This is a genomic window from Halapricum salinum (assembly GCF_004799665.1).
GTDB classification, from domain to species: domain Archaea; phylum Halobacteriota; class Halobacteria; order Halobacteriales; family Haloarculaceae; genus Halapricum; species Halapricum salinum.
The window spans coordinates 1,061,569-1,074,998 of the sequence record NZ_CP031310.1 but is presented as its reverse complement, the minus strand read 5'-3'; the positions used below and the strand labels follow the sequence as shown (position 1 = coordinate 1,074,998).

At 65.3% G+C, this 13,430-nt stretch carries 11 protein-coding genes; 3 read left to right on the top strand and 8 right to left on the bottom strand.

Annotation, left to right across the window (positions count from 1 at the left end):
• The first annotated feature begins 122 nt into the window (after positions 1–122).
• Positions 123–1,262, top strand: coding sequence for a PQQ-binding-like beta-propeller repeat protein (locus DV733_RS05320; protein WP_049994149.1), 1,140 nt, complete (start codon positions 123–125; stop codon positions 1,260–1,262).
• Between the two features lie 203 nt (positions 1,263–1,465).
• Positions 1,466–1,606 (top strand): hypothetical protein, encoded by a 141-nt coding sequence (locus DV733_RS17255; protein ID WP_170178686.1) that lies wholly within the window; start codon positions 1,466–1,468, stop codon positions 1,604–1,606.
• 103 nt (positions 1,607–1,709) lie between these two features.
• Here DV733_RS17255 and DV733_RS05315 read toward each other — a convergent pair whose 3' ends face one another.
• From DV733_RS05315 to DV733_RS05280, 8 genes are all read right to left on the bottom strand, one after another.
• Positions 1,710–2,591, bottom strand: a complete 882-nt coding sequence (locus tag DV733_RS05315) for a PhoU domain-containing protein (RefSeq protein WP_218960985.1) — start codon at positions 2,589–2,591, stop codon at positions 1,710–1,712.
• Positions 2,592–2,723: 132 nt separating this feature from the next.
• The gene (gene phoU, locus DV733_RS05310; RefSeq protein ID WP_049994333.1) at positions 2,724–3,401 is read right to left on the bottom strand and encodes a phosphate signaling complex protein PhoU; all 678 of its coding nucleotides are present in this window, start codon (positions 3,399–3,401) and stop codon (positions 2,724–2,726) included.
• A gap of 5 nt (positions 3,402–3,406) precedes the next feature.
• Positions 3,407–4,342, bottom strand: coding sequence for a phosphate ABC transporter ATP-binding protein PstB (pstB, locus tag DV733_RS05305; protein WP_049994147.1), 936 nt, complete (start codon positions 4,340–4,342; stop codon positions 3,407–3,409).
• A complete protein-coding gene (gene pstA / locus DV733_RS05300) occupies positions 4,335–7,061 on the bottom strand; it encodes a phosphate ABC transporter permease PstA (protein ID WP_049994146.1) in 2,727 nt (908 codons plus the stop codon). Before pstA ends, pstB begins: the two co-directional genes overlap by 8 nt.
• The gene (pstC, locus tag DV733_RS05295; protein WP_237560488.1) at positions 7,058–8,317 is read right to left on the bottom strand and encodes a phosphate ABC transporter permease subunit PstC; all 1,260 of its coding nucleotides are present in this window, start codon (positions 8,315–8,317) and stop codon (positions 7,058–7,060) included. The genes pstA and pstC overlap by 4 nt, the downstream gene beginning before the upstream one ends.
• Positions 8,318–8,410: 93 nt before the next feature.
• Positions 8,411–9,607: a substrate-binding domain-containing protein gene (locus DV733_RS05290; RefSeq protein WP_049994145.1), complete on the bottom strand. Its 1,197-nt coding sequence runs from the start codon at positions 9,605–9,607 to the stop codon at positions 8,411–8,413.
• A 203-nt stretch (positions 9,608–9,810) separates the two neighbouring features.
• Positions 9,811–10,020 carry a hypothetical protein gene (locus tag DV733_RS05285; RefSeq protein ID WP_049994144.1) on the bottom strand — a complete coding sequence of 70 codons (210 nt, stop codon included), beginning with the start codon at positions 10,018–10,020 and terminating at the stop codon, positions 9,811–9,813.
• 74 nt (positions 10,021–10,094) lie between these two features.
• The gene (locus tag DV733_RS05280; protein WP_049994143.1) at positions 10,095–11,684 is read right to left on the bottom strand and encodes an Hsp70 family protein; all 1,590 of its coding nucleotides are present in this window, start codon (positions 11,682–11,684) and stop codon (positions 10,095–10,097) included.
• A gap of 108 nt (positions 11,685–11,792) precedes the next feature.
• Between DV733_RS05280 and DV733_RS17055 the strand changes: the two genes are divergently transcribed.
• Positions 11,793–13,379 (top strand): hypothetical protein, encoded by a 1,587-nt coding sequence (locus DV733_RS17055; protein ID WP_049994142.1) that lies wholly within the window; start codon positions 11,793–11,795, stop codon positions 13,377–13,379.
• The last annotated feature ends 51 nt before the right edge of the window (positions 13,380–13,430 follow it).

Sequence of the window (13,430 nt, the reverse complement as noted above, 5' to 3'; positions counted from 1 at the left end):
TACTAACTCGTCGGCAAGTTCTCGCAACAGGCGGGATGCTTACGCTCTCCGGGTGTTCGATGCTCTCAGGCAAAGAGACCCCGGGAGAACCGCTTGATGCGTCCGACACCGAAAAGTGGCCGATGTATCGAGGCGACCTCGCCCAGACCGGTCAGGCGAAAACACGGCTTGAAGCTCCCTACGAAGTCGAACGACTCTGGGGATACGGAGAGTCACTGACGATCCCAGATCACCGATCGCTGGACTACGTATCTCGACCCGGGATTGCAGTCACAGACCGCGCCGTCTACGCGACTGCGGTCGATACCGACTACGAGCCGACGGCCGTCCACCGCACGGAGCCGGAACAGCTGTGGCGCCTCACCGACATCGCTGACGACGACCTCAAATCATCAGCGTTCGCCCGGACACCGGCACCTGTCGTCGCCGGAAGTGAGGTCTTCATCCACAGTAAGTATCGACGGGACCGAATCAACCCAGCAGAGGAGAAACTGGTCTGGACGGACGAGACAGGGCTCTTATACGGCGACAGGCTGACCGGAAATCACGAGAAACTGTACCTCTCGGGGTCCGTCGCACGTATCGATCCCGAGACGGGGAACTCCATTTCGACCGAACGGACTCGCGAGAACGGAAGCGACGGCGGCCTCGCAGTCGGGGACGATGTCGCAGCCCACGCGTTGCGTGTCGACGGCAGTCGATCCGGATTGGTCGTCGGCTTCGACACCGACGACTGGAGTGTTGAGTGGGAAGAGCAATTCACCGAGCCGATCTACGAAGCACCAGCGATACACGAGGGTCAGGTATTCGTGCTCACCGACGGCAGCCGCGGTGGACCTGATCCGTCTTCCGAACCCGGCACGGTCGTCGCACTCGACAGCGACGACGGCTCTGAGAACTGGCGAGCTGATCTCTCCGGTGCGAGGATCGGTGTCGGCGTCGACACGGAGACGCTGTACGCACCCCACGAGGACGATGGACTGATCGCACTCGCCACGTCCAGTGGGTCTCGCCAGTGGAGCCTGGACGAGCCACTCCGAGATCTGATTGGCGATCCTGCCTGGGCGTATCCACCGGTAGTTGCCGACGACGCTGTCGTCCTCGGCGGCCCCGAGGGACTGGCAATCGTCGACGCGACCGACGGCGAGATTCGCTGGCAGGAAGACCTGCGTCTACGAGGCGCGCCGGCCGTCGCATTCGGTGACGTGTACGCGCTCACCGACGATCGAATCGTCGCCGTCCGGAGTAGTAATTCAGTCTGACTCACTCCGCGCAGACGCTGGATCTGTCCTTCCGGACGGGCTAAGACGACGAGAAGACCAGTGCCCGCCCACGGTGACCGACTCTCCCACCCATTCGATTCCGAAATCGAGCAGCAGTAAAATAATAGTTTGGTCCGGGACGAATTTCGCCATTGAGACGTCCACGAACAGATTTATAATTATTAGCCGTGAAGAATCTGGTGATGCCTGAAATATCGGTGTCGAAAGACCTGTACCGGCAGTTAGAAACGGAGGCCGGCGACGACGATATCGAGGCGACCCTCTGGGAGATGGTCGGGAGTTACCGCCGGAAGAACAATCCAGAGGCCGAGACGGGACGATAGGCAGGCGATAGAGGACGGTATTTTCGGCGAGCGCGACAGCCAGACACAGCCGTCAGGCCGGACAGCCGCGACGCGTGCGAGAATCGATCCACGAGTACCGCGCTCACGCCGTGCTCAGTTCGGCACCCTCGACCAGCCCGTCCTCGCGGATGACACTTTGCAGCCCCAACTCCGCGATGTTGCCGCCGTGTTCGGCCGTTCGCGTCAGGCTGTCGAGGATCCGCGCGAGCCGGTAGTCGGTGTCGCTGGCCTCGAACAGCCGCCGTTCGAGCGCGGGAGCGTCCTCGCGGACGCGCTGGCGTGTCTCCAGCGCCGCTTTGGCGGTGTCGATCCCCGTGTCGCCTAATGCGACGCTGACGGCGTCCTCGACGACCGAGCGGGCGTCCGCAGCGAGTCGCTGCAGTTCGGCGGCAGTCGCCTCCTCGGCCGTCGCTGCCGCGGCGAGTCTGGTGATCCGCTCGGCGTGATCGGCGACCCGTTCGAGTTCGCGCGCGGTCGACCAGAGCGTGAACAGTTCCGGGCGGGTCAGATCGAGCGCGTCGACCTCGTCCAGTCGCGAGAGCCCGCGCCAGAAGTATCGATCCACCAGCGCGTACAGTCGGTCGGCCTGATCGTCGCGTTCGGCAGGGTCGTCGATTCGGGACCCGCCGGTCAGCGCCGCCGTCGCCTCCCGATGGAGCGAGAGGGCGACGAACTGCAACTGCCGGACCGACTGCTGGATCGACACCTCGCTAGCGTCGAGCATCGACTGGACGACCACCCGGTCGTGGCTCTCGCTGGCGACGGTCACGCCGGTCAGCGTCCGTGTGACGCGCTCGACGGTCCGGCGCTGGCTATCGATCAGTGCCCCCGTCAGGACGATCTCTCGCAGGCCAGTCGCGTAGGCGGCCCGGAGCATCCGCTCGACGTGGGTCGGGTCGTCGTCGACCACCGGAATCTCGATCGTCGTGACGGCGTCCGTCTCACACTCCCGTGGCTGGATCACGAGCAGGTCGTCGATGTGCGTGTGGAGTTCGACGACCGATCCGGCGGCGATGTCGACCGACTGCGCCCAGTCTTTCGGCAGCGAAACGGTGTATGTCCCCCGCCGACGGACTGTATCTTGCGGGTATCCATGTCAGTAGATGAGTGCGTCGTCGTTCTCGACCATGTACAGCGTTCGGGCGGCGACGTTGACGGCGTGATCGCCGACGCGTTCGAGATCCCGGATCGTGAGCAGTAGCCGGGAGGCGTCGTCCAGCAGGCGCTGGACCGTATCGTCGTCAGCCATCGCCGTCTCGCGTTCGATGAGGTGGCGGACGACCGCGTCGGACGCCTCCGCACATCGCTGGTCGAGGCTGTCGTCGTACTCGTCGATAGCGAAACAGGCCGCCGTGTCGGCCTCGGTGTAGGCCTCGACGGCCAACTCGACCATCTCGATCGCCGAGACGCCCAGCGCCTGGACGTCGACCTCGGGGAAGACCTCACGACTCGCTTCGAGTGCGTATTCGGCGAGATTCGTCGCCAGATCCGCGACCCGTTCGAGATCGGTCAGGATCTTGAACGACGCCGCGACGAACCGGAGGTCACTCGCGACCGGTTGCTGGAGGGCGAACAGGTCGATACAGTCGCCCTCCAGTTCGAGATAGCGGTCGTTGATCTCGCCGTCGCCATCGACGACTCGTCTGGCGGCTGCCGTCTCGCCCGTCGCCAGACTCGACAGCGCCAGTTCGAGACGGTCGACGACGGTCTCGCTGAGCGCAACGACTCCTTCCCGGAGGGCCGACAGCTCCTGCTGATAGGATTCACGGGACATCGCGATCACCCGAACTTCCCGGTGATGTAGTCCTCGACGCGCTGGCTCTCGGGGTTCTCGAAGATCTTGTCCGTGTCGTCGTACTCGACCAGTTCCCCGCCCGTGAGGAACACGGCGGTCTGATCAGAGATCCGCGCAGCCTGTTGCATGTTGTGGGTGACGATGACGACCGTGTACTGCTTCGACAGCTCTTCGACCAGATCCTCGATCTTCGAGGTCGCGATCGGATCGAGTGCGCTCGCCGGCTCGTCCATCAGGATGACTTCGGGATCGACCGCCAGGCAGCGGGCGATACAGAGACGCTGTTGTTGCCCGCCGGAGAGCCCGAGCGCGTTGTCGTCCAGGCGATCCGAGACTTCCTCCCAGAGAGCGGCCTGTTTGAGCGAACGCTCGACCAGTTCGGACTCTTCCTCGGTGTCGTCGCGGCCGAGCAGTCGCGCCAGCAGGCCGGTGTCGATGTCGCCGTGCTTGCGCGGGCCGTAGGAGATGTTGTCCCGGATCGATTTGGGGAATGGATTGGGCTGCTGAAACACCATTCCGATCCGCTTGCGCAGTTCGACGAGGTTGGCGTTGGCGTCGTAGATTTCCGTCTCGTCGAGTTCGACCGAGCCCTCGACCCGGGCGGTCTTGATCCGGTCGTTCATCCGGTTCAGACACCGCAGGAACGTCGACTTCCCGCAACCGGAGGGGCCGATCAGGGCCGTGACACTCTTCTCGGGAATCTCCATCGAGACGTCCTTGAGGGCGTGGTCGGTGCCGTAGTAGACGTTCAGATCCTCGACGGAGAGTTTCGCGGGCCCGTCGAAGTGGTAGTTCGACCACTCCTCTCGGATCTGCTCGTCGCTCTCGCCCGCGGTGGTCGTGCCCGTCGAGACGTCTGCTGTGACGCCCGCCGATTCGCTACTCGATTCCGTCTTGCTTTCGTTGAGTGCGTTACTCATAGTTGAGTTTCTTCCTGAAGTAGGTCCGCGTGACGATACCCACGGCGTAGAACGTGAGCACGATCAGCAACAGTACCAGTGCCGAGCCCCATCCCATCGAGGTCGAGCCGGCGACGCCGGCGGAGATGATCGCCCAGATCTGGGTCGGGACCGCCGGTGAACTGCTCAACAGCATGTCGTTGGCGACGAACGGCGGATGCCCGACGAACTTGAATGCGCCGAGAACGTCGACGGCCGACGTCTCGTTGAGCGTCGATCCCAGCACGAGGATCAGCGGCGCGGTCTCACCTGCGATCCGGCCGACGCCGAGGATGACGCCCGTGATCACGCCCGGCACTGCCGCCGGCAGAACGACGCTCTTGACGGTCTCCCACTTGCTGACGCCCAGCGCGGCGCTGGCGTCCCGATACTCGTCGGGGACCGACTTGATCGCCTCTCGGCTGGTGATCAACACCAGCGGCAGGAGCATGAATCCGAGCACGAGCATCCCGGTCAAAAGCGACTCCTGCTCGCCGAGCCGCGGGATGAGGAACGCGGCCCCGAACAGCCCGAAGACGACGCTCGGGGTACTCCACAGGGAGTTCGTCGCGACCTCGACCAGCCCGGTGAACTTGCCCTGTTCGGCGTACTCCGTGAGGAAGACGGCCGCGCCGACGCCCAGCGGGACGGCGAACAGCGCAGCCCCGACGACCAGCCAGGTCGTTCCGACGACGGCGGGCAAGATCCCGCCCGGTTCGGGGACCAGCGGGATGTACGCCGACATCGTCATCGGCCAAGAGAGCGTCCCGGTGACGCCGACGGTCACGCCCGCGACCGTGAAGTCGACCCACGTCACCGCGACGTGCAGGGCCGCGACGACGACGTAGGCCGACGTCGCCGCCAGACCGAGCGCGCTCTGCTTGCGGAGGACTCGTTCGAGTCGGCCCGCCTCCGAGCGGGCCAGCGCTGCCGTCGTGATCGCGACGGCCAGCGCGACGCCCGCCCCGACGAGTGCGACCGCGGGAACGATATCCCACGGACCCACTCGCGGATTGACCCCGACGCTCGGCTGGGCGATCGTGACGGCCGCCAGCAGTCCGACGCCGCCGAGCAGGCCGACGCGAATTCGGTGTGCACCCTCGATCGCGCGCTCGGCCATCCGACCACTGCCGACCGCCAGTGTCTGGACGGCCAGGGCAGCCAGACCGACTGCCGCGACCGCACCGACCGGGACGAGGACGCTCACGATCGGCTGCGCGAACGTGTCGACGTTCAGCCAGAGGGACAGGACGCCGAGTTCCAGTACTGGCGGCAGCGCCAGCAGGATCGCCGACAGCAACAGCGTCAGACCGACGGTGATCCCGACCCAGCGCTCGACGGCGGCCAGTCGCTCGGTCTGGGTCCCCACGCTGCGGAGGCTGCCGTACTTGCGGAGGAAGTACCACGTCAGCAACAGCCCGGAGAAGACGACCACGAGCGTCCCGACCGTCGGTTCGGTCGTGATCGACGCGGCCGTGTCCAGCACTTTCGTCGTGTTCTCGTTCGGGAGTTTGACTGTGTACTCGAACGGAGCCGCGAAGCGACCGCCGGTCACCTGGAGGAACGCCAGCCAGCCGGCCAGCCCGCCGAGGAGCACGACCGGAATCGCGCGAACGGCCTGTCGAGCGCCGGAGTGCCAGTCGGGCGTCCCCGCTGGCGTCCGTGCCCAGTCGACGACCACTGCCAGCAACGGAGCCAGCAGGACCAGCGCCGACAGCGCGCCGATGGTGAAGCCGTGGAAGGCGTAGTTCAGGCCCTTCATCAGGACGAACGCGACGATCGAAATCATGATCGCGACCATCATCGCCGCGTTGAGATAGATCACCAGATACGAGCCGAACTGCCGGCCGACCGCACCGTAGCCCGCGCGGGCTTTCGCCGCGCCCCAGCTAGAGACGATCGAACCGGTCAGAACGAACAGCGGAATGACGATCTGTCCGGTGAACGCACCGTCGATGTCCTCGCCGGGCGACCACGTCCAGCCGGGACCGATCGCGCCCGTCAGGATGACGAGGCCAAGGCCACCGACCAGCACCGCGGTCGGGATCGCAGTCCCGAGGTCTTCCGGCGGGGCGATGGTGATCGCGGCGAGCACCAGGCCGACGAGCAGCGCCGGCAACAGATGCGCGAAGTCGATGGAGACCTGTGCTCCGTCCGGCAGGCCGAGCGAGAACGCGATACTCGGGAGGAACGCGCCGCCGAAGGCGGCCCCGATGAGCAACCCGATGATCCCGAATGCGATGCCGGCCAGCAGGCCGGCACTGGGACTGGGATCGGTGTCGAAGAGACCCTGCCAAGAGAGGATACCGGCCGCGAGGACGGCACCGGCTTCGAGCAGGAGGACGATCCCGAGGAGATTCGCCATCGTGACCGGGAGGGCCACAGAGAGTATCGTCAGCCCGAGCAGCGAGACGACGAGCCCGATCCCGATTCCACGAACGCGCTGGTCGGTGATCGGGACGACTCCGAGCCACGACAGCGCGCCGACAGTGCCGACGCCGCCGCCGACAACGGCGAGCAACTGCAGGTGCAGCGTCGTCAGCGCGCCCCCGCTGGTCTCTAAGCCGACGACCTGGATCGCCGTCACCAGCCCGAGGAGGAAGCTCACGATCGTCAGTGCGATCGTCGTGTCCAGCGCTCGGTCGACGTAGTTCGAGTCCTCGCGAACGAGTTCCGTCTCCTGTGCGTATGCGTCGCTCATTGGTTCCCCTGCAGTTTGCGTTCCATCCGCCGTTCGACGTACTGTGCGAGGAGGCTCATCACCGCGACGATGCTAAAGAGCATCACGCCGGCGACGAACAGGACGTCGATGGTCATGCCGGTCGCGCTCCCGTAACTGGTCGCGATCCGGCTGGTCAGCGTCACGCTCTGGTCGAAGATGTCGTACAGCGGCCGGGCGAAGTTCGTCCCGCCGGCCATGATCGCCGCGACGGCCATCGTCTCACCCAGGGCACGTCCCAGCCCCAGGATGATCGCCGCCGAGATGCCCGAGAACGCCGCCGGGATCGAGATGCTCTTCATCGTCTGCCAGTTCGTCGCGCCCATCGCGGCCGAGCCGTCACGCATCGAGTCAGGGACGGCCGAAAGCGCGTCTTCGGAGATCGAAACCACAGTTGGAAGCGCCATGATCCCGACGACCAGGCCCGCGATGAGGAAACTCGCCCCGGGATCGAGGAAGACATCAGACGTGAACGTCCGCAGCACGGCGAAGCCGATGAACCCGTAGACGATCGAAGGGATCCCCGCGAGGATTTCGATCGCCGGTTTGACCAGGCTGCGCACGCGAGCGCTGGCGATCTCGGCGATGAACAGCGCGCCGAGGACGCCCAGTGGACCCGCCACGAGCACGGCGATGATCGTGACGACGATCGTCGCCCACGCCGCAGCGAGCAGCGAGTAGTAGCCGTTTCGCGGGTCCCAGCCGGAGCCGAGTTCGATCTCGCTGACCGGGAGCACGTTCAGCCAGTCCAGGAAGAAGAACCACCGCGGTTCGCCGGTCTGCTGATGGCGTGGGATCGCCAGCAGCTCCAGTCCGAACTCCTGGATCGGGGTCCACGCACGCTCGAAGAGGAAGTACGTGATGAAGCCGACGGTGAGGACCGTCGCGATCGTCGCGAACAGCATCAGCAACTTCGCGGTCCGGGCCTGGTAGGTTCCCCAGCCGAGCAGGGCGAGGCCGACCATCCCCACGAGCGGGTAGGCGACCAGGGACTGATCGAACAGGAACGTCCCGACGACGCCCGCGATCGAGGCCAGCAACAACAGGCTGAACGCGATCTCTATCGGGCCCGAGTCACTGCCGACCAGGACGCGCCAGGTGTCCAACAGTGCCTCCCGGAGCCGTCCCGGCAGCGCCTGCAGGTAGGCCGCGACGCGTCCAGGTAACTCGCGCAGATAGCCCACAATCCGCGTCGGCACAGCTAGCACGACGAGCAGCAGCGCCCATGTTCGTCTCACGATTCCCTCCGTGTGTCCCGTCTCGATGATATCGTACTGAAAATCATAGATGGTCCCGCTTGGTGGCTTCTCAGCGATTCACTGCCGGCGGGATCAGACCGGGTTCTGGTCGGGGAGCTTCGCCTTCTGCTCTTCGAGGCGGCGATCGTTGAGCGTGAAGTAGTTGTTCGGCGCGACGAAGGTGTCCTGACCGAAGTCCGAGAGCATCATGTTGACGACCGACGCTTCCTTCATCGAGGTGCCGTCCCACGTGTACATGTGGAGGTCACGGCTGAGCGGGTACTGCTTGGAGTCGAGGCCGTTCTCGGGGTCCTCGTAGGCGTAGGTCGTCCCCTCCCACTCGAGGGCGATCGGCGTGACGCCGTCGGTGTCGAGGAAGGCGAGCGCGAGGTAGCTGATCGCGTTGTCGGCCTGGGAGATCGCCTGCGCAAGGCGCTGGTTCTGGCCGTAGCGGGTCGCGACCTGCGTGTTCTCCTTGGGGTTGTTGAAGACGTTGCTGACGAACGACGTCCGGGTCCCGGAGTCTTTCGCGCGACCGAGAACGCGAACCGGCTTGTCCGGCCCGCCGAGTTCGCTCCAGTTGTCGATACGACCCTTGTAGAGGTCCTTGAGATCCTGACCGGTGATCTGGTCGACGCCGGCTTCGGCGATCTCGCTGGAGACGACGATCGGCTGGCCGTCGACGGCGACCACGTGGTCGACGAACTTCTCGTAGGAGTCCCGATCCGGCAGTTCGTCCTCGACGTTCCCCGAGGAGTTCCCGATGTCGTAGAGGCCGTCACGAACCTTTCGGACACCCGTCCCGGAGTGGCTCAGGCCGACGGTCCACTTGAACGGCGGCGAGCTGCCGTCGCTCGGCTCGAAACCGTACAGACCAGCCCAGTAATCGGCCAGGGCCTTCTCGTCGCTGTTGTCGATGTTGTACTCCTGCCACGGCCAGTATTCGGAGTCGCTGGCGGGTCGGTTACCCTGCCAGTAGGAAGCCGCGGTGTTGGCGACGGGGTAGACCGTCGAGGACCCACCGGATTCGAGCACGGAGGTGTCCTGCTGGCTCATGCTGCCGTTGCCGTTCCCGTTGCCGTTGCCGTTCCCGTTGCCGTTGCCGTTTCCGTTGCCGTTGCCGTTGCCGTTGCCGTTCCCGTTGCCGCCGTTGCCGTTCCCGTTGCCGTTTCCGTTGCCGTCGCCCGAACCACTGCCACACCCGGCGACAGCCGCAACGCCTGCCACGCTGCCCGCGGCAATGAACTTGCGTCGCGATACGAAGTCTGACTGGTCTGGATCGTCTGCCATCACCTGTACGGGGGTGAGTGACTAATAAAACCGCTTATAATAGGGGTATTTTCGGGTACGAGGGCGACATACCACTATTTCTCGGACGGACTCGAATGTTCGTGATATAGCACTATATAGCTGCACGGAGCAGTCTGTTCCGAGCTGGATTCGGTGAGAAGGTTCCGCCGTCGGTCGTTCAGCGTCGGTGAACGTTCGCGCGATCACTCGGCGTCTTCGAGCAGCCCCAGATCGTCGGCGACCAGATCGGCGATCCGGTCGGCGATGTCGGGGTCGACCTGTGCGACCTGTTCGCCGTCGTGGCGATTGTCGTTGTGCCGCTCCAGGGTGTCAGCCAGCGTCTCCAGTGGGACCCGTGTCTCGGTCCCACACTCCTCGCAAATGATCGGTACAGTGGGGTCGTCCTCGGTCATAGCTACCTATCCTGTGCGCCCGGAAAAGCGTGTGTCGGTTCGAATGTGAGTCGGTTCGCGTCTCGCTGCGCGGCTCAGGCTTCTTTCTGATCTGCGCCGGCGACGTCCCGATCCTTCAGGGTCGGGAGGGCCTCTTTCATCTGCTCGATCTCCTTCTCGGAGAGGCGCACACCGGATTCGATGGTCGTATCGACCGACTCACCGGACTCGACGTGAGTCGCGGAGGCTTCCAGGGTCCCGTCGGACTGGACCTCGAAGTCGATCTCGAGTGTGGGTTCGCCCGCGGGCGCTTTCGGAATCCCCGAGAGGACCATCTCGCCGAGTTTGGTGTTCTCCTCGGCCGCCTCGGACTGGCCCTGATAGATCGGGAACCGAACTCCGGTCTGGTCGTCCATCACGGTGGTAAAGCGGTCGTCGCTCTGGCTGATCGGCACCTTCTCGTCCTGGTCGACCACGGCAGCGAAGTCGCCGTCGTGGAGTTCGATTCCGATCGGCTGGGGCGTGACGTCCACGAGCAGCAGGTCCTCCTCGTCGCCGGGCAGCACGTCGTCAGCGGTCGTCTCGCCGCCCGCGGACATCAGTTCGGCCTGCGTGGCTGCGCCGAGCGCGACGGCCTCGTCAGGGTTTACGGATCGAAGCGGCTCCATCCCGAAGTAGCTCTCGACGGTCTCTTGCACCTGGGTCATCCGGGTCGAACCACCGATCAGCAACACCTCGTCGACCTCCTCGATTTCCAGTTCGGACCGCTCGAACAGCTCGTCGACCGAGTCGATCGTCTGATCGAGCAGGTCCGCGGTCAGCTCCTGGAACGTCTCGCGAGTGATCGTCGTCTCCAGGTTGTAGTCCGGCCCGAGGTACGGGACGGTGATCTCGGTCTGCTCGCGACTGGAGAGGTCGTGTTTGGCCCGCACTGCAGCGTCGTAGAGGCGCTGCTCCTGTTCCGCGTCGCCGGCGACCTCGACGTCACCCTCCTCGGCGGCGATCGACGCGAGGTGGTCGACGATTCGCTGCGTCCAGTCCTCGCCGCCCAGGTCACGGTCGCCGTCGGTGTTTTTGACTTCGATGTGGTTGTGTTCGAGGTCGATCTCGACGAGCGTCGCGTCGAAGGTGCCCCCACCCAGGTCGTAGACGAAAACGTGGCGTTGCTCGTGGGTCTCCTCGTCGTCGGCGTCGGCGGCCTCCTGCAGGCCGTAGGAGAGACAGGCGGCGGTCGGCTCGGTCATGACGTGTTCGACGTCGATGCCGGCGATCTCGCCCGCGCTCCGGGTGGCCTGGCGCTCGGCGTCGCCGAAGTACGCCGGCACCGTGATGACCGCGGACTCGACGTCCCGGCCGAGGTAGGCCTCGGCGTCGGCCAGCAGTCGCGAGAGGATGAGCGCCGAGATCTGTTCGGGTCGGTACTCCTCGCCGTCTATCTCGACGACGAAGTCCTCGTCGCCCATGTGGCGTTTGATGTGTTGTACTGTGCGAGCGGTCTTGCTGACGGCCTGGTTGGCCGCGGCTTGGCCGACGACCGTCTCGTCGTTCTCGTCGATCATGACGACTGACGGTGTCGTCCGCTCGCCGTCGCTATTGGGAATGATCTCGGGTTGATCCCCAGTCACTGCTGCGATCGCGCTGTTGGTCGTGCCGAGGTCGATCCCCACTGTGTACCCGTCTACCATATCGGTACGTGCTCGGTCATATCGTAAATGGTTTTTCGTTGTTCGGCCGATTGGATCGGGTGCTTTTACGGTGGGTGCTATCCGAACTAGCACAACGACAGCCCCCGCATGCGCGAGCGAGACCCAGATCCCGACGCGGTCGATTACTACGCCCGGATCGGCGCGAGTCGCGAGGCCGACGCCGAGACGATCCAGCGACGGCGCAAGCAGGCCGACCGGCGCTTCTCTCCGATGGGGGCCAGTCCCGACGCCGACGAGAAGCGGCACATGCAGATCAACCGGGCTAGCACCGTCCTCGAAGACCCCGAAGAGCGAGCGCGATACGACGACTGCTACGACGCGCTCGGCCCGATCAACGGCACGCTCGCCTACGAGACGCTCTCTACTGGGGTCGTCGACGACGTTCGCGACAGCGAGACGCTCCTGGACCACCTCCGCGGCTTCGTCGAGGTACTCGGCCCGAAAGCCGGCTCCCGGGAGTTCGAACGCTATCACGACCAGCTCTCGACACCGATCCCCGAGGACATCGGAGACACCGACCTGCCGAACGGCTACGCGGTCGACGACGTCGGCTTCGGCGTCGCCGCCTGGAGCTGGCACGAGTCCGAACAGCCCAGCGAGTTCTCGCTGTGGCTCACCGGCGGTCGACAGCTCTGGCGGACGGCCCTGCTCGAACCCGGGTCGATCGACGACCAGCTCGATTCGCTCCGAAACAACGGTCCCGCCAGCGTCCCCGAGCAGGAGGACACGGTCGAAGACGACGATACCCCGGCCACCCAGATCAGCCTCGGACATCCCAGTTCCGCCGGCTCGGTCACGACGGGCTACCCAACTCCCGAATCCGAAACCGACGAGGATGGCCACCTGACTGCGGTCACCTCGGCGCTGTCGACGCCGGCAGAACGCCTCGCAAGTGTCCTCACCTACGTCGGTTCGACCGGGCTCTGGACCGGCGGGAGCCTCCTCGGCACCGCTGGAAGTGGCGTCGCCGGCTCGCTGCTGGTCGGTGTCCTGTTCGTCCCGTTGCTGGCGGCGGCGCTGCTACTCGAGTCCTCGACCGGCGGCCTCGCGGTCGGCGGCGTCCCGCTAGTCGCGGTCGACGCGCCCCTCTCTACTGTGGGCGTCGTCCACTATCTGGCGGCCGGACTGTTAGTCTGCGTTCCCGCGGGACTGACTGCCCGCTATGTCGTGCCCGCGATCCGCGAGCGAAAAGAGACTGCCCTGCCGCGTGACGCCTGGCTCGTCTTCGGGCTGGTCCTGCCGGCGCTTGCGGGCGCGCTGTTCGTCGGCGTCGGCCAGTCGGCACTGTCCCAGCGGCCGGGGATCGCCCTCACCGCCGTCCTGACGCTGTTCACCTTCCAGGCGGCGATGGACGTCGGCGCGCCGCGGTTGCTGTCGTTGCTCTGTCGCAGCGTCGCGACGATCGCGTTCGGGCTGGCCAGTTCCGCCGCCGCGCTGGCCGGCGTCGGGATCGTACTCGCGACGTTCCGGCCGGCCGTGTTCGACGCCTACGCCGACGTACTCGCGAGCGCGCCGCTGGTCCAGCACCCGCTCGAATCGACAGCCAACGCCGAGTTGCTGGTCGTCGCCGCGGGTGCACTGGCGTTCGTCCCACTCGCACTGACGACGCTGTACAGTCTGGCCTACGCGATCGAGTCGGCGGCGCTGCGGATCCGCTCGCAGGCGTACAGCTGATCCCCACTGCTACTCGCCTACTTACAAATAGCAGGGCGGCGTACGTCGTGG